This window comes from Mycobacterium sp. NGS26, assembly GCF_059813025.1.
Genome location: NZ_JCALDU010000006.1, coordinates 234,495 through 257,528, shown reverse-complemented (window position 1 = coordinate 257,528; position 23,034 = coordinate 234,495). Strand labels below are relative to the sequence as shown.

Below are 23,034 nucleotides of genomic sequence, written 5' to 3'. Positions count from 1 at the left end.
TCCTTCACCGACCAATATCGGCTCGGGTTACACCGGGGGCGCGGTGAGCGAGGCTTCCCCGACCATCAGCTGCTCGAGTTTGGTGGCGGTGGCCGACAGCGCCGTCTTGGCGATGCCCAGTATCCGGTCGCGCACTTGGGGCTTCGCCGACGCCGGCGCCAGCAGGTGGCTCATCAGGTGGCCGAAAAGATCCAGGCGCGCCGAACCGAGCCAGGCGGCCAGGTCCGGGTCGTCTAGCCAGCGCTGCTGATTTCTGTAGTCGGCCATCGCGAGGCGCAACCAGTCGACGTCGGTGTCCGGATGCGGCAACGGCGCGCACAGCTGGTTTTTCACGGTGTCGTCGGGGTACGCCATCTCGACGTGGGCGACCAGCGCGGCGCTGAATATCTGCTGGCACCCGCGCACGCTTTGCAACGTGATGCGACCCGTGTCGAAAATGGGTGTGGCGGGCCGCTTTTCGGCGCCATCGGCGGTGCAGTCGATGTATAGTGCCCCGCCGTCCATCGCGACTGTGCCCTCGTCGAGGACCATCTTGTCGGCGTCGACCCGCAGCAGGTGGCCCATCCGCACGATGTCGGTGATGCGCCGCAGCTGCTCGAGTTCGAGCCGGGTGACGGTCGCGCAGCGATACATGGTGGGCCGGATCGCCGGGTCGATCCGCAACAGGGCGCCGACGTCCTCGAGACGCGAGAACAGATCGTCGACGGACACCGCGTCGTTGACGGCCCGCAGTTGCGCGGTGAAGGTGGCCTTGATCCGGTCGGCGAACAACGATCCGGGCTGGATCGTGGCCCGGTCGAGCAGCCAGGAATCCCGCGGCATGACCCAGGTCAGCCGGTCCGGCGCGACGCCCTGGGCCAGCAGCCACAGGCACGTGTCGATGCCGGTCTTGCCCGCCCCGACGATGACGTAGCGCCCACGGGCGCCGCGCCGCGGCAGGTCGTTGGGCGGGACGCATTCGACGCCCGGCGCGACCCGATACGGGGGCGGGCGCATCGAGGGAACCATGACGCGCATGTAGGTGGCGTCGACGACGCGGCGCGCCACGTTGACGGTGTAATCGGTCCCGGCCAGCGTCGTGAAGCGGTTCTCGCCGAGGTATTCGCTCATCGGGAAGTAGCTGACCCGGCCCGTCGGCAGGAACCGTTGCCGCATCACATGGTCGTAGTAGGCGCAGACTTCCCCGGCGGTCGCCAGTTCGTAGAGCCCCTCGTTCCAGCCCACGTGGTCGATGCTGTCGGTGCCGAGGCGCAGCGAGTTCACGCCGTAGAACGCCGAGGGCTGATGCAACCGCACGAACGGGTAGGCCGTGGTCCAATGCCCGCCCGGCTGGTGGTAGCGATCGACCAGCACCACGCGGGCCTCCGTCGCCGAGGTCTCGGTGAGCAGCGTGTCGATGAACGCCATGCCCATGGCGCCCGCCCCGATGACGAGATAATCGGCCTCGATGCTGTGCATACCGGGTAAGGCTATTCCTTCGGGTCCGACAGGCCCGGTATGTACGGAGGAAGGCCTTCCGCGTACCAACCGACCGGCTGGTTGCGCCATTCTTCCGGAACGTCCGGCAGCGTGAAGTCGTTCTGGTACGCGGAGCAGCCGACGGTGCGGCCGATGTCCAGTGCCACATCGGCCAATTTCCTGAGATCGATCCCGTTGCCAGACTCGTAGATGTGGACGAGACAGTTTCCCACCACCGCGGTCACACGCCCTAGGTATTCGAGCACGAACGCATGTTCGGCATGCCGCTGTCCGGTGATCTCATAGGCCTCCGCGTTCGGAACCCGCAAATTCAAGCCTGGTGAACACTCTTCCCGCATCATCTCGCGAACGCCGTCGGCTTCCCGTTCGCCGTCGACTGCTTGGTAGATCGAAACCGCAACGGTGCGGGTGTGTCCCGTTTCTCGGTCACCCCACATACACCACAGGGAATTTTCCCAGAATTTCTCGGCAGCTTCCGAGGTAGGCCTTGAGTTCTTCGGCAGCATGGCACTGACATGGATGTACGGCTCCAGCTTTTCGGCGATCAGAGCCCGGCGCCCGGTGTAGCTTTGCGGCGGCTCGCTCACGAAGTCACCTCCTTTCACCCCTAACCGGCTCATCATTTTCTCTGCGGCACCGCCGTTATGATTTTCCCGTCACTGGCCGAAATAACCACGCGGGCGGTGAAGGCGTAAGCGCCGTCTGCAGTGTAGATCTTCCTATATAGTGCGAACGTATCGTTGTCTTGCCTATATTCGACCCGCTCCGGATAGGCCAGTGTCTGGCTCAACGCGTAATCGGCAAGATAGCGCCAGTTCCCTGCCCACGGCCACTCTCCATCCGAGAAGTACTGCCAATCCGCCTCGTGTTCCATTTCGATGTGCAGGAGCCCGTATTTGTCGTTGCCGCAATACAGGCCCGAGTCACCCGCGGGTAGCGACCGGAACCCCGCACTGATCGGCGCGTGATAGAAGGTCCTGACGACCTTGCCCGGATCCTGGCCGCGTGCCCGGCACGCGCCCCACACCTTGGGTTGGTAGGGAGGAAAGGGCACGGGGGCGGGAGGTGGCTCCTGTGGTTTGGGGCCATACCCGACGGCTCTGTAAGACGGGCCCAGGGACCCGAGAGTTGCCGCGCCGGCTCGGGATTCGGTGGCGACTTCGGTGACCACCCGATTGATGTCTTGTGTCTTGGCGGCAAGAAATCTCGAGAAGGTGGCGGCACCGGCCGGTGTGCCCAACGCCAGAGCGCGCTGATTCGCGACGGCGCCCTCGATCTCGGCTCCGATGGCATCGAGTTGCTGCCTTCCCCGCAGCGCGGTCCGATAGGCGGCCCGCAGCGTGGGGACGACGACCCGGTCGGCTTCCACGGGCGCCCGGACGCCCCGGGCCAGCGCGGTCTCCCGGGCCCGCGCGGCATCGGGGCCGGCACCGGTTTCTTCGGACACGCCGAAACGGTATTCAGGCCAAACGGGGGCGACAAGTCACCCAACCTTGCCATGCCCCAGCCGGGTTACTAGGATATGCAAGTATTCACCGCGTAGGACAAACAAGGACACCCATGACCACACAGATCCCGCACTTCATCGATGGAAAGCGCACCGCCGGCCAGGCCAGCCGGACCGCCCACGTTTTCAACCCCAGCACCGGACAGGTGCAGGCGAAGGTGCCGATGGCCGGCAAGGCCGACGTCGACGCGGCGGTGGCGTCGGCCGTCGAAGCCCAAAAGGGCTGGGCCGCATGGAATCCGCAGCGCCGCGCCCGCGTGTTGATGCGGTTCATCGAGCTCGTCAACGCCCACATGGACGAGCTTGCCGAGCTGCTGTCCCTCGAGCACGGCAAGACGGTGCCCGACGCGCGGGGCGACATCCAGCGCGGCATCGAGGTGATCGAGTTCTGCCTCGGCATCCCGCACCTGCTCAAGGGCGAGTACAGCGAGGGCGCCGGCCCGGGCATCGACGTCTACTCGCTGCGGCAGCCGCTGGGCGTGGTCGCCGGGATCACCCCGTTCAACTTCCCGGCGATGATCCCGCTCTGGAAGGCCGGGCCGGCGCTTGCCTGCGGGAACGCGTTCGTGCTCAAGCCCAGTGAACGCGACCCGTCGGTCCCGGTGCGGCTGGCCGAGCTGTTCACCGAGGCCGGGCTGCCGCCCGGCGTGTTCCAGGTCGTCCACGGCGACAAGGAGGCCGTCGACGCCATCCTGCACCACCCCGACATCAAGGCGGTCGGTTTCGTCGGCAGCTCGGATATCGCCCAGTACATCTACTCGACCGCCGCGGCGACCGGCAAGCGGTCGCAATGCTTCGGCGGCGCCAAGAACCACATGATCGTGATGCCCGACGCGGATCTGGATCAGGCGGTCGACGCGCTGATCGGCGCCGGGTACGGCAGCGCCGGTGAGCGGTGCATGGCGATTTCCGTCGCGGTGCCGGTCGGGGAGCAGACCGCGGAGCGGTTGCGCGCCAGGCTCATTGAGCGGATCAACAACCTGCGGGTGGGCCACAGCCTGGACCCCAAGGCCGACTACGGCCCGCTGGTGACCGAGGCCGCGCTGGCGCGGGTGCGCGACTACATCGGCCAAGGCGCCGACGCCGGCGCCGAGCTGGTGATCGACGGCCGGGAGCGGGCCAGCGATGACCTCTCGTTCGGTGACGCCAATCTCGAGGGCGGATTCTTCATCGGCCCAACCCTTTTCGACCGCGTCACCCCCGACATGTCGATCTACACCGACGAGATCTTCGGGCCGGTGCTGTGCATGGTGCGCGCCCACGACTACGAAGAGGCGCTGCGGCTGCCCTCGGAGCACGAGTACGGCAACGGCGTGGCGGTGTTCACCCGCGACGGCGACACCGCCCGCGACTTCGTCTCCCGCGTGCAGGTGGGCATGGTCGGGGTCAACGTGCCGATCCCGGTTCCGGTGGCCTATCACACCTTCGGCGGTTGGAAGCGTTCCGGCTTCGGCGACCTCAACCAGCACGGGCCGGCGTCGATCCAGTTCTACACCAAGGTCAAGACCGTCACGTCGCGGTGGCCGTCCGGCATCAAGGATGGCGCCGAATTCGTCATCCCCACAATGAATTAGCAACATGTTCACCCTCAACGACGACGAGCGTGTCATCACCGAGACCGCGGCCGCCTTCGCCGAGAAGCGGATGGCCCCGTTCGCGCTGGAATGGGATGCCACCGACCACTTCCCGACGGACGTGCTGCGCGAGGCCGCCGACCTGGGCATGGCGGCGATCTACTGCCGGGAAGACGTCGGCGGCAGTGGGCTGCGCCGGCTCGACGGTGTGCGCATCTTCGAACAGCTGGCCATCGCCGACCCGGTCACGGCCGCGTTCCTGTCCATCCACAACATGTGCGCGTGGATGATCGACTCCTTCGGCACCCCGGAACAACGCAAGGCTTGGGTGCCCCGGCTGGCGTCGATGGACGTGATCGCCAGCTACTGCCTCACCGAGCCCGGCGCCGGGTCCGACGCCAGCGCGTTGAGCACCCGCGCCGTCAAGCAGGGCTCGGATTACGTGCTCGACGGCGTCAAGCAGTTCATCTCCGGCGCCGGAGCCTCCGATGTCTATGTGGTGATGGCCAGAACCGGGGGCCCGGAAAATCCCGGCCCGCGTGGCATCTCCGCGTTCATCATCGAAAAGGACACGCCGGGCCTGAGTTTCGGCTCGCTCGAGGAGAAGATGGGCTGGCATGCCCAGCCCACCGCGCAGGTGATCCTGGAGGGTGTGCGGGTGCCCGCCGACGCGATGCTGGGCGGCGCCGACGGCGAGGGCGCCGGCTTCGGCATCGCGATGAACGGCCTCAACGGCGGCCGGCTCAACATCGCGGCCTGCTCGCTGGGCGGCGCGCAGGCCGCCTTCGACAAGGCGGGAGCCTACGTGCGCGACCGGCAGGCGTTCGGTTCCGCCCTGCTCGACGAGCCCACCATCCGGTTCACGCTGGCCGACATGGCCACCGGACTGGAGACCTCGCGAATGCTGTTGTGGCGGGCAGCAAGCGCGTTGGACGCCGACGACGCCGACAAGGTCGAGCTGTGCGCGATGGCCAAACGCTACGTCACCGACGCCTGCTTCGAGGTCGCGGACAAGGCCCTGCAGCTGCACGGCGGCTATGGCTACCTGCGCGAGTATGGTCTGGAAAAGATCGTCCGCGACCTGCGGGTGCATCGGATCCTGGAAGGCACCAACGAAATCATGCGGGTGGTCATCGGCAGGGCCGAGGCCGCGCGGTTCCGCGCCAGCGCGTAGGAAGGTCCGAGATGACGGAGCACGTGGTGGTGGCCTTTCTGGGTCTGGGCAATATGGGCGCGCCCATGGCGGCGAATCTCGTTGCCGCCAAGCATGCGGTGCGCGGCTTCGATCCGGTGCCGGCGGCGGCGGCCGCCGGAGCCGCGGGCGGCGCAACCACATTCGACAGCGCCGCCGACGCGGTCGCCGAAGCCGACGTGGTGATCACCATGCTGCCCAACGGCGAGCTGGTCAAGCGCTGCTACGCCGACGTGTTGCCCGCCGCGCGGGCCGGTGCGCTGTTCATCGACAGCTCCACGATCTCGGTCAACGACGCCCGCGAGGTGCATTCGCTGGCGGAATCGCACGGCATGCCGCAGCTGGACGCGCCCGTGTCCGGCGGGGTCAAGGGCGCGGTCGCCGGGACGCTGGCGTTCATGGTCGGTGGCGACGAGTCCGCGCTGCAGCGGGCGCGGCCGGTGCTGGAGCCGATGGCGGGCAAGATCATTCACTGCGGTGCGGCCGGGGCCGGACAGGCCGCCAAGGTGTGCAACAACATGGTGCTGGCCGTGCAGCAGATCGCGATCGGCGAGGCGTTCGTGCTGGCCGAGAAGCTCGGGCTGTCCGCGCAGGCGTTGTTCGACGTGATCACCGGCGCGACGGGCAATTGCTGGGCCGTCCACACCAATTGCCCGGTGCCGGGCCCGGTGCCGACGTCACCGGCCAACAACGACTTCAAGCCGGGCTTCGCGACCGCGCTGATGAACAAGGACCTGGGCCTGGCGATGGATGCCGTGAAATCGACCGGCTCCTCGGCGCCGCTGGGCAGTCACGCCGCCGAGATCTACGCGAAGTTCGCCGCCGACCACGCCGACAAGGACTTCAGCGCGGTGATCGAGGTGCTGCGCGGCGGCTGAGCCAAGAACCCTGTGTCACTGCACCTTTCGGCCAAGGAAGGCGGCCAGCTGGTCGGCGGGCGGGCGCTCGGACGGGCACGGCTGCTCCTCGGCGAAGGGCTTGCCGGGCCCGCGGAATTGCGGCCCGACGAACGCCCGCGCCGCGGCGAGCTGTTCGGTCGCCAACTCGGGGTCGAGATCGGTGGGCTGACCGGTGGCCGCCGCGAGATCCCACGCGTGGGTCAGCACATCGCTGGTGCGCAACCCGATGAACATCTGTCCGGGAATCTCCCCGAACGGCAGCGTGAACATCCTTGACATCCCGTCCGGCCCGGCGAAGACCTGCTGAGCCGCGGCGGCGAAGGCCCGGTGGGCCGCGACCGGGTCGTCGGGCCGCGCCGGCAGCTCCTCGCCCGCCAATTTCCCGACGTTCGCATTGCCACCGATGACGTGTTCGATCAGGTCCCGAATCGTCCATTCCGAGCAGGGCGTCGGTGCGTCCAGCTGGTCGGCGCCGACGTTGGCAAGGACGCCCGCGAACGCGTCCTGGGCGCGCTGGTGAGCAACTAGTGGGTCCATGTGTCTGCCTCCAATCTCAAAAGTCTCCCGCGTTGCGCCGCAGGGTTTCAATAGCCGACACCAGCGCCCGCGCTTCGTCGTCCCCCATGCCGATGTCGGCGAACACCTGCTCGTTGAGGGTGACCGTGGCGTCCTCGACGGTGGAGCGGCCCAGCTCGGTGATCTGCACCAGCGTCGTCCGGCCGTCGGTGGGGTGCGGCAGGCGCTGAACCAGCCCGTCGGCCTCCAGCCGGCGGATCGCGTGGGTCACGCTCGTGACGTGAACCTGCAGCCGGTCGGACGCCTTGGTGATCGGCAGCGCGCCGGTGCGGCTGAAGGCGAGCAGCCGCAGCAGCTCGAAACGGGAGAAGCTCAAGTCGTAGGGCCGCAACGCGGTCTCGACGCGAGCCAGCAGGATCTGATGGGCACGCATCACCGACGTCACCGCGACCATGCCCTGCGAAACATCGCCCCACCCGGCACGCTCCCAGTTGGCCCGCGCCGCCGCGATCGGATCCCGTTTGTCGGCGGCCACGCCCTTTCTTACCGCACTTGCAGCCCCGGCGTGAACTTTCCCACCGCGGACAGCACCGCCTTCGTCGACGCCCGATTGCCCACGGTGATCCGTGCCCCGCCGTCGGCGTAGCAGCGAACGTGCAGCCCGCTGTCCGCGAACACCTCGCGCCACAGCCGGCCCCGCCCCCTCGCGGGCAGATACACGAAGTTGGCATGCGCGTCGGTGGTGTATATCCCCAGCGCGCTCAGGTGCATCCGGAGGTAGCGGCGCTCTGCGGTGATCACCCGGATCCTTTGCTGCAGTTCGTCTTCGGCGTTGTAGGACGCGGCGACCGCGGGCAAGCTGGTCATCGCGATGCCGAACGGCAGTTGCTGCGACCACAGCATCCGGGCCAGCTCGCGAGACGCCACCCCGTAACCGATCCGCAGCCCGGCCAGCCCGTAGGCCTTGGAGAAGGTCCGCACCACCACGACGTTCGGGAATCGGGCGAGCAGCGCCACCACGTCGATCCGGTGCTCGGGCGCGGCGAACTCGATGTACGCCTCGTCGAGCACCGCGATGGTGTCGCGCGGCACGCGGCGCAGGAATTGCAGCAGCTGGGCCGCCGGCTCCAGCGTGCCCGTCGGGTTGTGTGGCCGGCACACCACCACGACCCGGGCATCCGCGGCGGCGTCGGCCAGCCCGTCGAGGTCGTTGTGGCCGCGCTCGTCTAGCGCGACGGTCACCGATTTCAGCCGCGTCATCTCGGCGACGATCGGGTAGCCGTCGAAGGTCGGCGCCGACATCGCTATCGCGTCACCCGGAACGGTCAGCCCCTGCAGCGCCTGCAGCACTACCCCTGTGGCCCCGGCGCCCAGCACCACCTGCTCGGCGGGCACGCCGATGCGGTCGGCGATCAGGCGACGCAACCGCTCCGGCAGAAACTCCGGATAGCGGTTCGCCGCATCGATGGAGCGGATCAACACCGAACGCACCGCAGGCAGCGGCGGAAACGGATTCTCGTTGAGCGACAACGCGTGCGGGTCGACCGCGTCGGGAAACGCGTCGTCCAGCTCGGCCGCCAGCGGGCCCACGACGGTCATCCCCGCCCGCCCCAGCGCACCGCAGCCGCGCCGGCGAAGTCGCCGGCATGGGCGAACGCCGCCATCATCACGACGTCGCCCGCCTCGAGCTGGCCGTCGGATATCGCACGGTCGAGGTTCACCGGGATCCCGGCGCCGAACAGGTTGCCGCAGTCTTCGAACGTGTCCCGGTGACGTTCCGTCGGCAACTCGAGCGCCTCGCGCCAGTTCCGCAGGAACGCCCGGTTGGGCTGGTTGGTGACCAGCAGGTCGATGTCCTTGGCGGGCAGGCCGATTCGGTCACAGACCGCCAGCGCCACCTCGGGAACCTGCCGGTTGCCCCGCGCCAAGACCTTGGTGATCTTGTTTTCGGTGAACCCGATGCTGCCCTCGCCGGGCCCGGCCGCCCACCACTTGCGGGGCGGGTCGTAGGACAGCGTCATCTCGCCGGCGTATTCGCCGTAGGTGCGGCACTCGACGTCGAGGATGGGTGAGTGGTCGCCGACCGTGACCAGCCCGACCGCGGCCCCGTCCCCCGGCACCGCCGACTGCGCCTTGCGGCGGATCGTGGGCTGGTCGAAAAACTGGCCGGCCGCGTTCTGCGCGATGGCGATCAGCGCGCTGTGTCCTTCGCCGGTCGACAGCAGCTTGCGGGCCACGTTGAGCGCCAACACAAATGCGGCGCACCCGCCGTTGTTGAGGTCCAGCACCCAGGAGGGGCGCAGGCCCAGCCGGTGAGCGATGCCGCCGCCTTCGCCGTAGAACGCCATGTCGGGCACCTGGGTGTGGGTGATCAACACGTCCACACCCTCGATCACGTCGTGGCCGTGGCGTTCGATCAGGCCCTGCGCCGCGCGCTCGACCATGTCGACCGCCGTCTCGTCCGGCGCCACGTGGTGGCGAAACTTCGGCGCGCGGAACATGAGATTGTCGCGCAGGTCATCGGACTCGGCGAATTGCGCGTAGTACTCGGCGCCGATCGGTTCACCGGGCAGGTAGGTGGAAATGTCGACCAAACTGACGGTGGGCTGGCTCATGGTGTCCTCAGATCATCCATTTCGGGGTTACCGGAAGGCCGTTGCGGTGGCGGTATTCGGCGATCGCCTTGAGGTTCTTCATCTCCAGCAGGTGGCCGGCGCCGAACATGTCCCAGAAATCGCCGACCCAGACCGGACGCTGCGGCGGCGCCGTCTCCGGATACGGGTTGCGGTCGTAGAACGGGTGGTGGCAATTGGTCCACAGCACAACCGAACCCGGCCTGTCGAGTACCAGCTGGGCGTCGACGACGCGCATCAGGTAGATCATCCACAGGTGCTTGCCCTGATCCCAGGCGCAGTGGTAGTCGACGGTGCGCGCCTGCTCGTTGACGACGGTGCGGGTGTAGATCTTGGTTTCCGAGCCGAGCCGGTCGTAGGCCAGCCACAGGCCCGGTTCGTCGGTGGTGGTGAAACCGCGCAGGCTGTACGTCCACTCCTCGAGGCTGCGCGTGTCCGACATGTACTCGAACAATTCGTCGGGCGGACAGTCGATGTAGTCGTTGACGGTGCAGTACTCACCGAATACCTGATCGTGCGGGTACACCGAACGCATCATGTCCATGATGATCGGCGTCGCCTTCTCCCGGGGGCTGGTTTCGATGCGGACGACCCCCTCGATGGGTGTTGGGATGTCCTCAAGCGCTGGCAGCGACATCGGATCGGTTCTCCTTCTCGATTGAAATCTCGTCTGGGACAGAAGCTTTGACCGGCGCCCGGCTGAGAAACGGTGCGAACGGCGGGATCTCGTCGGCCGCACACTCGACGCTGACCACCGCGGGCCCGTCGACGTCCAGCGCCGCGCGCATCGCGGCGGCGAGGCCGCGGAGGTCGGTGACGTCGACGGAGGTCAGACCCGGGAACATGGCGGCCAGGCCGGCCCCGAGCCGGCTGGGCCGGAACCGGTTGTAGCTGTACAGGTCGTCGTAGAACAGCTGCTCGCGGGTCACACACATGGCGTGGGCGTTGTTGTTGAACAACACGAACGTCACCGGAAGCCGGTAGTGCACGGCGGTGTGCACCTCCATGCCGTGCATGAAGAACGCCCCGTCCCCCGCGATCACCACGGTGCGGCCGCGGGGCCGTCCGCTGTTGGGGCGCCCGAAGGCCATCCCGATCCCGGCGCCGAAGCTGTACCCCATGCCGCCCATGCCGAGCGCGACCGCGAACCTGCCGCCGCGACGCGCCCCCAGGTAGTGGATCGCCGCCGCGCCGGTGTTGCCGGCGTCGACCACGATGTCCGCCCCTTCGGGCAGGGCGTCGTCGAGCACCGCCATCGCGTCGCGGTAGCGCACCCCGTCGCCCTCGCACCGCGGCGGCGCCAGTTCGGTGCGCCGCACCGCGTCGGGCACCCGCACACGCAGGGGCCGGCCGGACCCGGACAGCGCCTGGGTCAGCATGCGCAGCGAGCCGCGCAGGTCGTCGGTGTGCACGTGCGTGCACTCGACGTACGGCGGCGCCGACCCGATCGAGACCGTCCGGACGGTGGACAGCGCGTCGTCGAGGCCGGTGCGCGCGGTGACCGACAGCCGGGCGCCGACGACCAGGCACACGGCGCTTGCGGCCACCGCCTCCGCCACCCCCGGGTGGCCCATAACGCCGGTCACCCCGAGCGACGACGACGACCCGAATCCCGGTGTGCCCGCGACGTCCTTGGCGTCGGGCACCGTGGCCACCCGCGCGCGCAGCGCCGCGCGCAGCGCTTCGAGCTCGGCGCGGGCGTCGTCGCGGGCCACCTGCTCGCCCGCGATGATGGTGACCGGGCCGTCCGCGTCGCGCAGCATGCCGGCGATCGGGGCCGGGTTGCCGATGGGCCGCAGGTCGTGGACGCGACCGCCGGTCGGCGCCTCGATGTCGACGTATCCCTGCTGAATGTCCTTGGGCAGCAACAACACTGCCGGGCCACCCGTGCACGCCACGGCGATGGCCTCCGACAGCGCCGCAACGATGTCGGCCGGCTCGAGCACCCGCCGGCACGACAACGACACCGCGGAAAACACCGCCTCGGCGTTCAGCGATCCGTTGCGCCCGCTGGTGTCCTGAAAGCTGCCGCGCCCGTCCATGGTTGTGGGCGCCTGGCCGACCAGGGCCAGCACCGGAACCCGGCTCGTCAACGACTCCCCCAGGGCCGCGACGAGATTCAGCGCGCCGCCGCCCGAGGTCGCCGCGACCACACCCAGTCCGGCCCCGCTGCGGCTGTAGCCATCGGCCATCGTGGCGGCCGAAAACTCGTGCTTGGCCAGAACCGCGGTGATGTCGGACCTGAAATGCGCGGCGTCGTAGAGATCCTCGATGTTGGCGCCGTCGACGCCGAAGATGTGGTCGACTCCGATTGCTGCGAGACATTCGACGACGTGGTCGACCACCCGGCATTTCCGAGGCATGTCATGTACACGGCCCGCGAGCGAATCGAGTTCACCGCGGGCGGGAATTTACAGCGAGCGCTGCAGCAGAACCTGGCCGGTGTCCGCGGCCACCACCTGCACGGCGGCGATCTGGTCGACCGGCGTGGAGATGCTGGCGGCCGGCGTCGCGGTGTGGCCGGGTTCGGCCACCCAGGTCGCCAGCCGGGTCTGGCTGCCGTCGCGGCCCACCACGACCATCGCGAGCGTGTCGTGGTGCGCAAACTGCGGAGCCAGGCAGACACACTTCAGGTTGATGAACGTCCCCCAGTGCTGGCTGGACAGCGACACCGTGGAGGTGAGCAGGGTGGTGCCGACCTGCGCCATCGGCTGCGCGGACGCGGCCATCTGCGGCGCGGACGTCGAGGGGTGACCCTGGACGCCGACGAACACGCCGATCCCCAACACAACGGCCGCGGCGGCCGAGGCCACCCACGTCGTCACCCGGGCGCGGCGGCGGCGCCAGCGCACCGTTGCCAGCAACGACGGCAGCAGGTCGGGCGACATCTCGGGCGTCGGCGACGACTGGCCGGCCTCGCCGATCGCGGCGACCTCGTCACGGTCGAGATGAGAGAGCAGGGCGGGGACGCCGCTGAGCTCGGCGACGGCCTCGCGGCACGCCGGGCAGGTGGCCATGTGCGCCTCGAATTCGCGGCGGTCGACGGCCGACAAGGACCCCAGCACGTATGCGGCGTCCCACATCGCGTAACGGTGGTCGTCCTGAACGGTCACACCAAATACCTCGTCGTCCCCGGGCGGGCCGAGGCCCCGTAGCGGCATCCTCATCTCATCCATCTCCTGTCACCCTCAAGTATTCGGAGCCGATGACCAGCCGGATGGGCGGTTGTGTAGTCATCGGGTGACTCCGAGTTCCTGCAGAGTGAGCCGCAATGCCCGCACGGCATAGTGTAGTCGCGACTTCACGGTTCCTTCGGCGATGTCGAGGTCGGTGGCGATCTGCGCGGTGGTCCATCCGCGGTAGTAGGACCGCTCGATCACGGCCTTGTGCTCCGCGGACAGCTGCGCCAGCGCGTCGGCGATCAGCAGCCTGTCCAGCGCCGCGTTGACCTGGTCGGGCGTGGACTGCTCGGGCGCGCCCTCCTCGTCGAGCGACCCGACCACGTTGCGGTGCCGCGCGCTGCGGCGATCGTCGATGATCATGTTCCGGGCCACGGTGAACAACCACGCCCGCGCCGATCTCTCGGTGTCGCCGACGACTTCGGGGTGTTGCCAGGCCCGCAACAGCGTCTCCTGGACGACGTCCTCGGCCTGGCTGGCGTCCCCGGTCAACCGGAGCGCGTAGCGCCACAGAACCGCGGCGTGCTCGTCGTAGAGCGCCTTCATCAGAGCGGCTTCGGCAGCCCTGGACGACCCCCAAGTGCCGGCAACCCGAGCCACTCGATCACCTCCGCCTACTGACACGAGTCAAGCGGGTGTTCAGTTCAAGGCTAAGCGAGCGTGAGGATGCGCGGCCCCGCCTCGGTCACCGCGACGGTGTGCTCCCAATGCGCCGCGCGCGACCCGTCGGTGGTGGTCACCGTCCATTGGTCGTCGAGGACGACAGTCTTGCCGGTGCCGAGCGTCAGCATCGGCTCGATGGCCAGCACCGATCCGGGCGCCAGCACCGGGCCGCGGCCCGGGGAGCCCTCGTTGGGCAGGAACGGATCCATGTGCATGTGACGGCCGATGCCGTGGCCCCCGTACCCCTCCACGATCCCGAAGGCGCGCCCGTAGCGGGCCTCGGCGGCATGGGTGCCCGTCTCGATGGCAAACGAGACGTCGGTCAGCCGGTTGCCGGCCACCATCGCCGCGATACCGGCCTCGAGCGACTCCCGGGTCGCCGCGGACAGCGCCTCGTCGGCCGCGTCCAGCGGGCCGACCCCGAAGGTGATCGCGGCATCCCCGTGCCAGCCGTCCAGCACGGCGCCGCAGTCGATGGATACCAGGTCGCCGGGCGCCAGCGTTTCCGCGGCGGACGGGATGCCGTGCACCACCCTGTCGTTGACCGACGCGCAGATCGACGCCGGGTAGCCGTGATAGCCGAGGAACGACGGGATCGCCCCGGCCTCGCGGATCACCGACTCCGCGATCTGGTCCAGGCTCAACGTCGACGCCCCGGCGACCGCGGCCGCGCGCACGGCGTCCAGCGCGGCGGCGACCACGGCGCCCGCCGCGGCCATCGCATCGAGCTCCGCCGCGCTGCGCTGCGGCACGACCCTGCGACTGCGCAGCCGCGCCAGCGGGCTCATCGTTACTTGCCCAGCGCTCGCAGCGCCCGGGCGAACACCTCGTCCACCGTGCCCACGGCGTCGACCGTCTTCAGCTGGTCGCTGTAGTACTCCAGCAGCGGGGCGGTCTCGTCGCGGTAGACCTTCATCCGGTTGAGGATGACCTCGTCGGTGTCGTCGGCGCGGCCGCGTCCCTTGAGCCGGGCGAACAGCTCCTCCTGCGACACCCGGAACTCCAACACCGCGTCGATGTCGGTGCCCCGGCGTTCGAGCATCTCGTGCAGCGCCTTGGCCTGCTCCAGCGAGCGCGGGTAGCCGTCGAGGATGAAACCCTTGGCCGCATCCGCGGCGCTGAGCCGGTCGTCGACGAGCTGGTTGGTCAGCTCGGAGGGCACCAGGTCGCCGGCGTCCAGGTAACGCTTGGCCTCGCACCCGAGTTTGGTGCCGTTGTTGATGTTGCTGCGGAACAGCTCGCCGGTGGAGATTTGCGGGATCCCGAGCTTCTCCGCGAGCCGTTCCGCCTGCGTGCCCTTGCCCGCCCCTGGCGGCCCCAGCAAAACGACTCTCACTTGAGGAACCCTTCGTAGTTGCGCTGCATGAGTTGGCTCTCGATTTGTTTGACCGTATCCAAACCGACGCCGATCATGATCAGAACCGCGGTACCGCCGAAGGGCAAGTTCTGGACCGCTCCGCCATTGCCGATCTGGAGGAACAGGTTCGGCAGCACGGAGATCGCGCCCAGGTAGATCGAGCCGGGCAGCGTGATCCGGCTCAGCACGTAACGCAGATAGTCAGCGGTCGGCTTTCCCGGCCGGATGCCCGGAATGAAGCCGCCGAATTTCTTCATCTCGTCGGCACGCTCGTCGGGATTGAAGGTGACCGACACGTAGAAGTACGTGAAGAAGATGATCAGCCCGAAATAGATGCCGATGTAGACCGGGTCGCTGGGGTCGGACAGGTAGCTGCCGACGAACTTGTCCCACCAGCTGTTGCCCATGCCGCCGCTGCCGCTGCGGACCAGCTGCGTGATCAGGTGCGGGATGTAGATGAGCGACGACGCGAAGATCACCGGGATAACGCCGGCCTGGTTGACCTTGAGCGGCAGGTAGGTAGACGTCCCGCCGTACATGCGCCGGCCCACCATGCGCTTGGCGTACTGCACCGGGATGCGGCGCTGGCCCTGCTCGACGAAGACCACGCCGACGATGATGATCAGCGCGGCCACGCAGACGGCGGCGAAGATGACCCCACCGCGGCTGTCCAGGATCTGCTTGCCCTCGGCGGGGATGCGGGCGGCGATGCCGACGAAGATCAGCAAAGACATGCCGTTGCCGATGCCGCGTTCGGTGATCAGCTCGCCCATCCACATCACCAGCGCCGCGCCGCCCGTCATCACCAGCACGATCACCACCAGCGTGAAAATGCTCTGATCGGCGATGATGTCCAGCGAGCAGCCCTGCAGCAGCCCGCCGTTGGCCGCCAGCGCCACGATGCTGGTGGCCTGCAGGATGGCCAGCGCGATGGCCAGGTAGCGGGTGTACTGCGTCATCTTGGCCTGGCCGGACTGGCCTTCCTTGCGCAGTTCCTCGAACCGCGGGATGACGACGGTGAGCAGCTGCACGATGATGCTGGCGGTGATGTAGGGCATCACCCCCACCGCGAACACCGTCAGCTTCAGCAGCGCGCCGCCGGAGAACAGGTTGATCAGCGAGTAGATCTGCCCGGCCTCGCCGCCGCTGGCCTCCTTGATGCACTGCTGCACGTTCGGGAAGTTGACGCCGGGCGACGGCAGCGCGGCGCCCACCCGGTACAGGACGACGATGCCAAGCGTGAAGAGGATCTTCCGTCTCAGGTCGACTGTCCGCAGCGATGAGATGAAAGCCGAAAGCACTCTTCCTCCTGCGCAGCCGGGGGGTCATCCTGCGTTACGCGCGCTCAACACCCGCAGGCCAGGACGTACGGCGTCACGCGTCAAATCGTGTACGAGACTAACAGCTGATGTGAGTAGGACCTGTCAAGGGCCGTTCAGGACACAGCCGGCGCTCAGCGGCCAGGCGTAGAGTGCTGATGTCTCATTGCATTTGCTAAGTATCTACAGGAGCGCGATGACACGGACCGATCAAGACAGCTGGGACCTGGCCTCCAGCGTCGGGGCCACCGCCACGATGGTCGCGGCGGCCCGCGCGCTGGCCAGTGCGGGAACCGAACCGATCATCAACGACCCGTTCGCCGCGCCGCTGGTGCGCGCGGTCGGGCTCGATTTCTTCCGCCGCCTCGTCGACGGCGAGATCGGTGAGATCGCAGCCACCGAAACGCCCGACGGCGGCGCACGGGATTTGGCGCTGGAGACCGATTCGATCGCGGTGCGCACCCGCTTCTTCGACGACTTCTTCCTCAACGCGGCCCGCGACGGGGTTCGTCAGTCGGTGATCCTGGCCGCCGGCCTCGACGCGCGCGCCTACCGGCTGTCCTGGCCGCCCGGCAGCGTGGTCTACGAGGTCGACCAGCCCAGGGTCGTCGACTTCAAGAACGCCACGCTGGCGGCCCTGGGCGCCGCGCCGTCCACCGACCGGCGAACGGTCAGCGTCGATCTGCGCGATGACTGGCCGGCGGCGTTGCGCAGCAGCGGGTTCGACGTGACCCAACCGACCGCGTGGAGCGCCGAGGGCCTGTTGATGTACCTGCCGCCCGAGGCTCAGGACCGGCTCTTCGACAGCATCACCTCGCTGTCCGCGCCGGGAAGCAAGCTGGCCACCGAATACCACGGCGACTCCGGCCGGACGATGACCGAACGCGCGCAGCAATTCAACCAGCGGTGGGCCAATTTGGGGTGCGACATCGACCTGTCGGGCCTTTTCTTCGACGGCGAGCGCAGCAACGTCGTGGAATACCTGACCGGGCTGGGGTGGCAGGTCAGCACGCGGGAGCGGCGCGAGTACTTCGCCGACTACGGTCTGGTCTTCCCGGACGACGAGACGTCCCAGCTACGCAACATCGTCGCCGTCACCGCAACGCTGGGTTAGGAGCCCGCCGTGGCCGATCCCGACAGCGATACCCGCCGTTTTGCAGGTGACAGTTGGGATTTGGCGTCCAGTGTGGGCGCCACCGCCACCGCGGTGGCCGCCCGGCGGGCGATGGCCTCGAAGGGGCCGAACCCGCTCATCGACGACCCGTTCGCGGAGCCCCTGGTGAACGCGGTGGGCGTGGACGCCTTCATCCGGATGATGAACGGCGAACTCGAAGGCGCCGAGGACGATCCGGCGTTCACCCCGCAGCGGCTCAGCGAGGGGATGGCGGTCCGGACCCGGTTCTTCGACTCGTTCTTCACCGACGCGGCCGAGGCCGGCATCCGGCAGGCGGTCATCCTGGCCTCCGGCCTCGACACCCGCGCCTACCGGCTGGCATGGCCGGCCGGCACCGTCGTCTACGAGATCGACCAGCCGAAGGTGATCGAGTTCAAGACCCGCACCCTGGCCGGCCTCGGCGCGGTCCCGACCGCCGACCGCCGGGCGGTGGGCATCGACCTGCGCGACGACTGGCCGGAGGCCTTGCGCGACAGCGGATTCGACACCACGCGGCCCGCGGCCTGGATTGCCGAGGGGCTGCTGGGCTACCTGCCGCCGGACGCGCAGGACCGCCTGTTCGACAACATCACCGCGCTCTCCGCCGCCGGCAGCAGGCTGGGCACCGGCTACGTGCCGAACATCCGCGACCGCATCGAGAAGCGGGGCCGCGAGATCAGCGAGCGCTGGCGCCGGCTGGGGTTGAACCTCAACTGGGCCGACCTGGTCTACCCCGGCGAGCGCAACGACGCGGTGGCCTACCTACGCGAGCGCGGCTGGCGGCCGACGGTGCACGGCACTCCAGAACTGTACGCCGCCAACGGTTTTGACTTCCCCAGCGAACCGTCGATGGTCGCGTTCGGCGACATTCGATACGTCTCGGCGGTGCTGGCTTAGCCAATTTGTCAGCCGGGTTTGGCCGCCGGCGCCCGGACCACCAACGGCACGGCGGGGAAGCAATACGCCATCTCCGACCGTGACTTGCGCAGCGCGGCGGTGCCGTAACCCCTCTTGCGGTGCTCGGGGTGAATCCAGATCCGCACGTTCACCTCGCCGCCGACCAGCTCGCCGAACACCATCCCGACCTTCTGCCCGGAGTCGACGGCCACGAACCAGGCCGCCTCCTCGTCGTCGACGCGTCGCAGCGCCGCGCGGATCTCGTCGTCGAGGTTGCCCGCGGGGCCGCCGGAGCCGTCGCCGGCGGCGCCGACGTCCTCGGTGCGCGCGGCGAAGATGTCGCGGTCGTGCTCGGCGGAAAAGGGCCGCAGCTCCAACGTCTCGCCGGAGCTGGCCGGCCGCTCGCCCAGCGTGAAGCTCAGCTGTTTGTTCAGGTCCTCGAGCTCGGCAAGGATCTTGCGGCGCGAGTCGCGGGTCAGCTGAGCAAACGACATGCCCATCACCGCTTCGGCGGCGGCGTGCGACGTGTCGAGCAAGTTGACGATCGCCTCGACCGCGGCCGCGTTGTTCTCGGACTCGACGACGACGTCGGCGATTTCGTGCCGGCGTTCCAGGGCGTTCAACAGGGCGTCGGCGATCTCTCGGCGGACGGCTTTGCGGTCGTGGTCGGCGATCATTGCACCAGACTAGATCGCGGCCGGAGGTATCGCCCCGGATGGTCGATTTCCCAGCTCCAGGAAACGCTGGTAGCGCTCCTCGATCGCCGCGGCCCAACCCCGATCGGGCTCGACAACGCGGTCGGTGGACGCCCAGCGGGCGGCGTCGGCGATCGTCGTCTCCAGCCCGGCCGCGATGCGCGCGAGGAACGCCGCTCCCAGCGCCGCGCCCTCGGCCACCGCGGACACCTCCACCGGCCGGCCGGTGGCGTCGGCGATGGCCTGCATCCAGGGCTGCAGCCGGGTGCCGCCGCCGGTCGCGACGATGCGCGCCGCCGGCGCCCCGCTCAGCTCGATGAGCTGACGAACGACGAAGCCCGACGCCTCGTAGGCGGCCCGGCGCAGTGAGGCGGCGTCGTGGGTGAGGTCCAGGGCGTCGAGCACGGCGCGGCGGTCCGGGTCGTGGAACGGCGTGCGCTCCCCGCGGATGTAGGGCGACCACACCGGCACCCGATGCGGGCCCGCCGACGCCGGGTCGTCCGGTGCGACAAGGCGATCCACCCAACCGAGGAACAGGCCGCCGGCGTTGCTGGCGCCGCCGATCAGGCTCTTCCCGGCGGTGGTGTGCGGAATGGTCCACAGGCCCGGCACCTGCCGCGCCTCGGGCAGGATCGCCCACACGATCAGCGTGGTGCCGCACATCACCAGCACGTCGCCGTCGCGATCGGCGCCGGCCACGATCTGCTCGCACAGCGCGTCGATGGCCCCGACCCCCAACACAGCGCCGGTCCCGCGCACCTGCCCGGCCGCCGTCCCGATCGTCTCCACCCGCGGCATCTGCTCGACGGTCGCGCCACGCTCGGCGCATGCGGTCGGGTTCCAGCCCGTCCCGTCGAACAGGGGGAACGCCGTGGCCGCCGTGGCGACGTCGATGAGCGCCTCACCCGCGAGGGCGTGGTTGGCCACCGCCGGCGCCGGCCAGTAACCGGCCGCGCCGGGCGCCTCGACGGCCGTCCAGCGCAGGAACTCGGCGGCCTCCCCCAGCGCGGGCAGCGGCGGAGCCTGTTCTCCCGGCACCCGGCCGCGCTCGTCGCCGTACAGCAGCCCCGGCGTCAGCGGCGTGCCCCCGGCGTCGACGGCGGTCAACGAGGGCACCATCGCCGCGACCGCGACCGCCCGGACCTCGGGCCCGGGACGCAGCTCGCCGAGTGCCGCGAGCGGGCCCCGCCGCCACGCCTCGTCGGCGTCGTGCTCCAGCCGATTGGGCGTCGGTACCCGCAACCCGTGCGGGATCCGCGCCCGCGCCGTCACCCGGCCGTCGGCGTCGGCGGCCACCGCCTTGACGGCCGTGCTGCCCACGTCGATGCCGATCGTGACGCCTTCACGTGACACGGGCGTCACCGTACGCCAGCATTAGGGTTCGTGACGTCAAGACCGCGTGCCTTGGTGACCGCCCCGCTGCGCGGACCGGGGTTCGCCAAGCTACAGCAGCTGGCCGACGTGGTGTACGACCCGTGGATCGATCAGAACCCGCTGCGCATCTACAGTCCGGAACAGCTGGCCGAACGCATCACCGCCGAGGGCGCCGATGTGGTTGTGGTGGAAAGCGACTCGGTCCGCGGACCGGTGTTCGGCCAGGGGCGGCGCGCCCTGATTGCCATAGCGTCCACCCGCGGCGACCCCAACAACGTCGACATCGCCGGCGCCACCGCGGCGGGCATCCCGGTGCTGAACACGCCCGCCCGCAACGCCGACGCGGTCGCGGAGATGGCGGTGGCGCTGCTGCTCGCCGCCACCCGCCACGTGCTGACCGCCGACGCGGATGTCCGCAGCGGCAACATGTTTCGCGACGGCATCATCCCGTATCAGCGGTTCCGCGGCTGGGAGATCGCCGGGCTCACCGCCGGGTTGGTGGGCCTCGGCGCCGTCGGCCGCGCGCTGCGCTGGCGGCTGACCGGGCTGGGCATGCGGGTCATCGCCTACGACCCGTACAACGACGAAGCCCGGCATTCCCTCGACGAGCTACTCGGCGAGGCCGACGTCATCTCGTTGCACGCGCCGGTCACCGACGACACCATCGGGATGATCGGCGCCGAGCAGTTCGCGGCGATGCGCGACGGCGTGGTCTTCCTCAACACCGCCCGCGCTCAGCTGCACGACACCGACGCGCTTGTCGACGCCCTGCGGTCCGGCAAGGTGGCCGCCGCCGGGCTGGATCACTTCGTCGGCGAATGGCTGCCGACCGATCACCCGCTGGCGGGCATGCCCAACGTCGTGCTGACCCCGCACATCGGAGGCGCCACGTGGAACACTGAGGCTCGGCAGGCGCAGATGGTCGCCGACGACCTGGAGGCGCTGTTGTCCGGCAGGACGCCCGCCCATATCGTCAACCCGGAGGTGCTCGGGTCATGAAGTTTGTCGACAATCCGGAAACCGCGGTGCTGGACGCCGCCAAGGACATGCTGCGCCGGGGCCTGGTCGAGGGAACCGCCGGCAACATCTCGGCGCGGCGCTCCGACGGCAACATCGTCATCACGCCGTCGTCGGTCGACTATCGCGACATGCAGCTCGACGACCTGGTCCTGATCGATCCCGAGGGCACCGTGCTGAAGGCCGCGGAGGGCCGCTCGCCGTCGTCGGAATCCAAACTGCACCTGGCGTGCTACAAGGCATTCGACGACATCGGCAGCGTCATTCACAGCCACCCGATCTGGGCGACCATGTTCGCCATCGCCCACGAGCCGATCCCGGCCTGCATCGACGAGTTCGCGGTCTATTGCGGCGGCGACGTTCGATGCAGCGAATACGCGGCGTCCGGCACGCCGGAGGTCGGCCTCAACGCGGTCAAGGCGCTCGAAGGCCGGGGCGCGGCGCTGATCGCCAACCACGGCCTGGTGGCCGTCGGGCCGCGGCCGGACAAGGTCATGCACATCACCGCCCTGGTCGAGCGCACCGCCCAAATCGTCTGGGGCGCAAAGGCTCTCGGAGGGCCGGTGGACATTCCCGAGGAAGTCAACCGCAACTTCGGGATGGTCTACAGCTATCTGCGCGCGAATTGAAGACACAACTCGGTCGCGCCCGCGTGACGCGGGTGCTGGAAACGCGCTTCGACGTGCCGACCCAGGCCTTTGCCCACACCCCGCCCGAGGGCTGGCGCGACAACGCCGACCTGCTGGTGCCGGACTTCTTCGACCCCGACACCGCGAGCTGGCACGTCGCCATCCAGAGCTGGGTGATCGAGGTCGACGGGCTGACCGTCATGGTGGACACCGGCGTCGGCAATGACCGCGCCCGACCGCATCTGCCGGCCCTGGATCATCTGAACACCGGCTTCCTGGCCGCGCTGCGGTCGGCGGGCATCGACCGCAGCGCGGTGGACGTGGTGGTCAACACCCATGTCCATTCCGACCACGTCGGCTGGAACACCATGCGCGAGAACGACACCTGGGTGCCGACGTTTCCCAACGCCCGATACCTGATACCGGCCGCCGACTACCACCACTTCTCGCCGGACGGACCCGCGGGCCAGGAGCCCGGCAATCAACTCGTCTTCGCCGACAGCGTCTTGCCCGTCGATGCGCAGATCGTGCAATGGTCGGACGACTATCGGATCAGCGAGTCGCTGCGGCTGCGGCCCGCGCCCGGCCACACGCCGGGTTCGTCGGTGCTCTGGCTGGATGCCGGTCGGACCGCGGTTTTCGTCGGCGACCTCACGCACAGCCCGCTGCAGCTGCGCCGACCGGACGACGCCTGCGCCTTCGACATCGACGCCACCGCCGCCGCGGCCACGCGGCGCCGGATATTCACCGAGGCCGCCCGCGCGAATGCCGCCGTGATACCCGCGCACTATCCCGGCCGCGGTGGCGCGACGATCCGCGCCGTCGAGGATCGCTTCGACGTCGACTACTGGCTGGACATCGAATCCCTCTGAGCGACAACGGCTTCACTTGCTGAGCGTCCTCAAAATGCCGGCCTGGACGGCGTGTCGGCGTACCGATGAGCGCGCTCGC

Annotated in this window: 24 protein-coding genes; 8 read left to right on the top strand and 16 right to left on the bottom strand. The window is 68.9% G+C overall.

All coding sequences use genetic code 11. The features are described 5' to 3' along the window. Positions 1-27: 27 nt before the first annotated feature. From AC5Y6X_RS20455 to AC5Y6X_RS20445, 3 genes are read right to left on the bottom strand one after another with little or no spacing between them, the layout of a single operon-like run. Positions 28-1,458, bottom strand: coding sequence for an NAD(P)/FAD-dependent oxidoreductase (locus tag AC5Y6X_RS20455; protein WP_499988710.1), 1,431 nt, complete (start codon positions 1,456-1,458; stop codon positions 28-30). Between the two features lie 11 nt (positions 1,459-1,469). Beyond that, positions 1,470-2,066, bottom strand: a complete 597-nt coding sequence (locus AC5Y6X_RS20450) for a DUF7956 family protein (protein ID WP_499988709.1) — start codon at positions 2,064-2,066, stop codon at positions 1,470-1,472. 32 nt (positions 2,067-2,098) lie between these two features. Next, the gene (locus AC5Y6X_RS20445; RefSeq protein ID WP_499988708.1) at positions 2,099-2,926 is read right to left on the bottom strand and encodes a DUF4226 domain-containing protein; all 828 of its coding nucleotides are present in this window, start codon (positions 2,924-2,926) and stop codon (positions 2,099-2,101) included. 113 nt (positions 2,927-3,039) lie between these two features. Between AC5Y6X_RS20445 and AC5Y6X_RS20440 the strand changes: the two genes are divergently transcribed. The 3 genes from AC5Y6X_RS20440 to mmsB are packed head-to-tail and all read left to right on the top strand — an operon-like array spanning position 3,040 to position 6,630. Next, positions 3,040-4,560 (top strand): CoA-acylating methylmalonate-semialdehyde dehydrogenase, encoded by a 1,521-nt coding sequence (locus AC5Y6X_RS20440; RefSeq protein WP_499988707.1) that lies wholly within the window; start codon positions 3,040-3,042, stop codon positions 4,558-4,560. Positions 4,561-4,564: 4 nt separating this feature from the next. After that, positions 4,565-5,734, top strand: a complete 1,170-nt coding sequence (locus tag AC5Y6X_RS20435) for an acyl-CoA dehydrogenase family protein (protein WP_499988706.1) — start codon at positions 4,565-4,567, stop codon at positions 5,732-5,734. Between the two features lie 11 nt (positions 5,735-5,745). Next, positions 5,746-6,630 (top strand): 3-hydroxyisobutyrate dehydrogenase, encoded by an 885-nt coding sequence (gene mmsB, locus AC5Y6X_RS20430; RefSeq protein WP_499988705.1) that lies wholly within the window; start codon positions 5,746-5,748, stop codon positions 6,628-6,630. 15 nt (positions 6,631-6,645) lie between these two features. Here mmsB and AC5Y6X_RS20425 read toward each other — a convergent pair whose 3' ends face one another. The 11 genes from AC5Y6X_RS20425 to secY form a co-directional block, all read right to left on the bottom strand. Continuing rightward, positions 6,646-7,188 (bottom strand): TIGR03086 family metal-binding protein, encoded by a 543-nt coding sequence (locus AC5Y6X_RS20425; RefSeq protein WP_499988704.1) that lies wholly within the window; start codon positions 7,186-7,188, stop codon positions 6,646-6,648. 16 nt (positions 7,189-7,204) lie between these two features. Next, positions 7,205-7,702 (bottom strand): MarR family transcriptional regulator, encoded by a 498-nt coding sequence (locus AC5Y6X_RS20420; protein WP_499988703.1) that lies wholly within the window; start codon positions 7,700-7,702, stop codon positions 7,205-7,207. An 8-nt stretch (positions 7,703-7,710) separates the two neighbouring features. Next, positions 7,711-8,766, bottom strand: a complete 1,056-nt coding sequence (locus AC5Y6X_RS20415; RefSeq protein ID WP_499988702.1) for a pyridoxal phosphate-dependent aminotransferase — start codon at positions 8,764-8,766, stop codon at positions 7,711-7,713. Further along, positions 8,763-9,782, bottom strand: coding sequence for a 3-oxoacyl-ACP synthase III family protein (locus AC5Y6X_RS20410; RefSeq protein ID WP_499988701.1), 1,020 nt, complete (start codon positions 9,780-9,782; stop codon positions 8,763-8,765). The genes AC5Y6X_RS20415 and AC5Y6X_RS20410 overlap by 4 nt, the downstream gene beginning before the upstream one ends. A 7-nt stretch (positions 9,783-9,789) precedes the next feature. Beyond that, positions 9,790-10,437 carry a DUF8713 domain-containing protein gene (locus AC5Y6X_RS20405; RefSeq protein WP_499988700.1) on the bottom strand — a complete coding sequence of 216 codons (648 nt, stop codon included), beginning with the start codon at positions 10,435-10,437 and terminating at the stop codon, positions 9,790-9,792. After that, positions 10,418-12,163, bottom strand: coding sequence for a thiamine pyrophosphate-binding protein (locus AC5Y6X_RS20400; protein WP_499988699.1), 1,746 nt, complete (start codon positions 12,161-12,163; stop codon positions 10,418-10,420). Before AC5Y6X_RS20400 ends, AC5Y6X_RS20405 begins: the two co-directional genes overlap by 20 nt. A gap of 48 nt (positions 12,164-12,211) precedes the next feature. Further along, positions 12,212-12,967 (bottom strand): anti-sigma factor family protein, encoded by a 756-nt coding sequence (locus AC5Y6X_RS20395; protein WP_499988890.1) that lies wholly within the window; start codon positions 12,965-12,967, stop codon positions 12,212-12,214. A 66-nt stretch (positions 12,968-13,033) separates the two neighbouring features. Continuing rightward, positions 13,034-13,579 carry a sigma-70 family RNA polymerase sigma factor gene (locus tag AC5Y6X_RS20390; RefSeq protein ID WP_324679941.1) on the bottom strand — a complete coding sequence of 182 codons (546 nt, stop codon included), beginning with the start codon at positions 13,577-13,579 and terminating at the stop codon, positions 13,034-13,036. Positions 13,580-13,629: 50 nt separating this feature from the next. Further along, positions 13,630-14,430: a type I methionyl aminopeptidase gene (map, locus tag AC5Y6X_RS20385; RefSeq protein ID WP_324679940.1), complete on the bottom strand. Its 801-nt coding sequence runs from the start codon at positions 14,428-14,430 to the stop codon at positions 13,630-13,632. A gap of 2 nt (positions 14,431-14,432) precedes the next feature. Further along, positions 14,433-14,978: an adenylate kinase gene (locus AC5Y6X_RS20380; protein ID WP_324679938.1), complete on the bottom strand. Its 546-nt coding sequence runs from the start codon at positions 14,976-14,978 to the stop codon at positions 14,433-14,435. Next, positions 14,975-16,300, bottom strand: a complete 1,326-nt coding sequence (secY, locus tag AC5Y6X_RS20375) for a preprotein translocase subunit SecY (RefSeq protein WP_324679936.1) — start codon at positions 16,298-16,300, stop codon at positions 14,975-14,977. The genes AC5Y6X_RS20380 and secY overlap by 4 nt, the downstream gene beginning before the upstream one ends. 214 nt (positions 16,301-16,514) lie before the next feature. Here secY and AC5Y6X_RS20370 point away from each other — a divergent pair, with 214 nt between their 5' ends. Beyond that, on the top strand, positions 16,515-17,432 hold the full coding sequence (locus AC5Y6X_RS20370; protein WP_499988698.1) for a class I SAM-dependent methyltransferase: 918 nt from the start codon (positions 16,515-16,517) through the stop codon (positions 17,430-17,432). A gap of 9 nt (positions 17,433-17,441) precedes the next feature. Then, entirely contained in the window at positions 17,442-18,368 is a 927-nt protein-coding gene (locus AC5Y6X_RS20365) for a class I SAM-dependent methyltransferase (RefSeq protein ID WP_499988697.1), read from the top strand. An 8-nt stretch (positions 18,369-18,376) separates the two neighbouring features. On the opposite strand, the gene AC5Y6X_RS20360 is transcribed toward AC5Y6X_RS20365, so the two are convergent. Next, positions 18,377-19,042, bottom strand: coding sequence for a GNAT family N-acetyltransferase (locus AC5Y6X_RS20360; protein WP_499988888.1), 666 nt, complete (start codon positions 19,040-19,042; stop codon positions 18,377-18,379). A 12-nt stretch (positions 19,043-19,054) separates the two neighbouring features. Further along, the gene (locus tag AC5Y6X_RS20355; protein ID WP_499988696.1) at positions 19,055-20,416 is read right to left on the bottom strand and encodes a xylulokinase; all 1,362 of its coding nucleotides are present in this window, start codon (positions 20,414-20,416) and stop codon (positions 19,055-19,057) included. A 30-nt stretch (positions 20,417-20,446) separates the two neighbouring features. Between AC5Y6X_RS20355 and AC5Y6X_RS20350 the strand changes: the two genes are divergently transcribed. From AC5Y6X_RS20350 to AC5Y6X_RS20340, 3 genes are read left to right on the top strand one after another with little or no spacing between them, the layout of a single operon-like run. Beyond that, positions 20,447-21,436 (top strand): NAD(P)-dependent oxidoreductase, encoded by a 990-nt coding sequence (locus tag AC5Y6X_RS20350; protein ID WP_499988695.1) that lies wholly within the window; start codon positions 20,447-20,449, stop codon positions 21,434-21,436. Continuing rightward, positions 21,433-22,083 (top strand): L-fuculose-phosphate aldolase, encoded by a 651-nt coding sequence (locus AC5Y6X_RS20345; protein ID WP_499988694.1) that lies wholly within the window; start codon positions 21,433-21,435, stop codon positions 22,081-22,083. The genes AC5Y6X_RS20350 and AC5Y6X_RS20345 overlap by 4 nt, the downstream gene beginning before the upstream one ends. Then, on the top strand, positions 22,080-22,955 hold the full coding sequence (locus AC5Y6X_RS20340; protein WP_499988693.1) for an MBL fold metallo-hydrolase: 876 nt from the start codon (positions 22,080-22,082) through the stop codon (positions 22,953-22,955). Before AC5Y6X_RS20345 ends, AC5Y6X_RS20340 begins: the two co-directional genes overlap by 4 nt. Positions 22,956-23,034 lie beyond the last annotated feature (79 nt).

What these genes read in the sequence shown, in the direction of transcription:
- AC5Y6X_RS20415 (WP_499988702.1), bottom strand. Translation starts at nt 8,766, where the DNA reads ATGACCGTCGTGGGCCCGCTGGCGGCCGAGCTGGACGACGCGTTTCCC.
- AC5Y6X_RS20370 (WP_499988698.1), top strand. Translation starts at nt 16,515, where the DNA reads ATGACACGGACCGATCAAGACAGCTGGGACCTGGCCTCCAGCGTCGGG.
- map (WP_324679940.1), bottom strand. Translation starts at nt 14,430, where the DNA reads ATGAGCCCGCTGGCGCGGCTGCGCAGTCGCAGGGTCGTGCCGCAGCGC.
- AC5Y6X_RS20405 (WP_499988700.1), bottom strand. Translation starts at nt 10,437, where the DNA reads ATGTCGCTGCCAGCGCTTGAGGACATCCCAACACCCATCGAGGGGGTC.
- AC5Y6X_RS20345 (WP_499988694.1), top strand. Translation starts at nt 21,433, where the DNA reads ATGAAGTTTGTCGACAATCCGGAAACCGCGGTGCTGGACGCCGCCAAG.
- mmsB (WP_499988705.1), top strand. Translation starts at nt 5,746, where the DNA reads ATGACGGAGCACGTGGTGGTGGCCTTTCTGGGTCTGGGCAATATGGGC.
- AC5Y6X_RS20425 (WP_499988704.1), bottom strand. Translation starts at nt 7,188, where the DNA reads ATGGACCCACTAGTTGCTCACCAGCGCGCCCAGGACGCGTTCGCGGGC.
- AC5Y6X_RS20395 (WP_499988890.1), bottom strand. Translation starts at nt 12,967, where the DNA reads ATGAGGATGCCGCTACGGGGCCTCGGCCCGCCCGGGGACGACGAGGTA.
- AC5Y6X_RS20455 (WP_499988710.1), bottom strand. Translation starts at nt 1,458, where the DNA reads ATGCACAGCATCGAGGCCGATTATCTCGTCATCGGGGCGGGCGCCATG.
- AC5Y6X_RS20435 (WP_499988706.1), top strand. Translation starts at nt 4,565, where the DNA reads ATGTTCACCCTCAACGACGACGAGCGTGTCATCACCGAGACCGCGGCC.
- AC5Y6X_RS20440 (WP_499988707.1), top strand. Translation starts at nt 3,040, where the DNA reads ATGACCACACAGATCCCGCACTTCATCGATGGAAAGCGCACCGCCGGC.
- AC5Y6X_RS20410 (WP_499988701.1), bottom strand. Translation starts at nt 9,782, where the DNA reads ATGAGCCAGCCCACCGTCAGTTTGGTCGACATTTCCACCTACCTGCCC.
- AC5Y6X_RS20400 (WP_499988699.1), bottom strand. Translation starts at nt 12,163, where the DNA reads ATGCCTCGGAAATGCCGGGTGGTCGACCACGTCGTCGAATGTCTCGCA.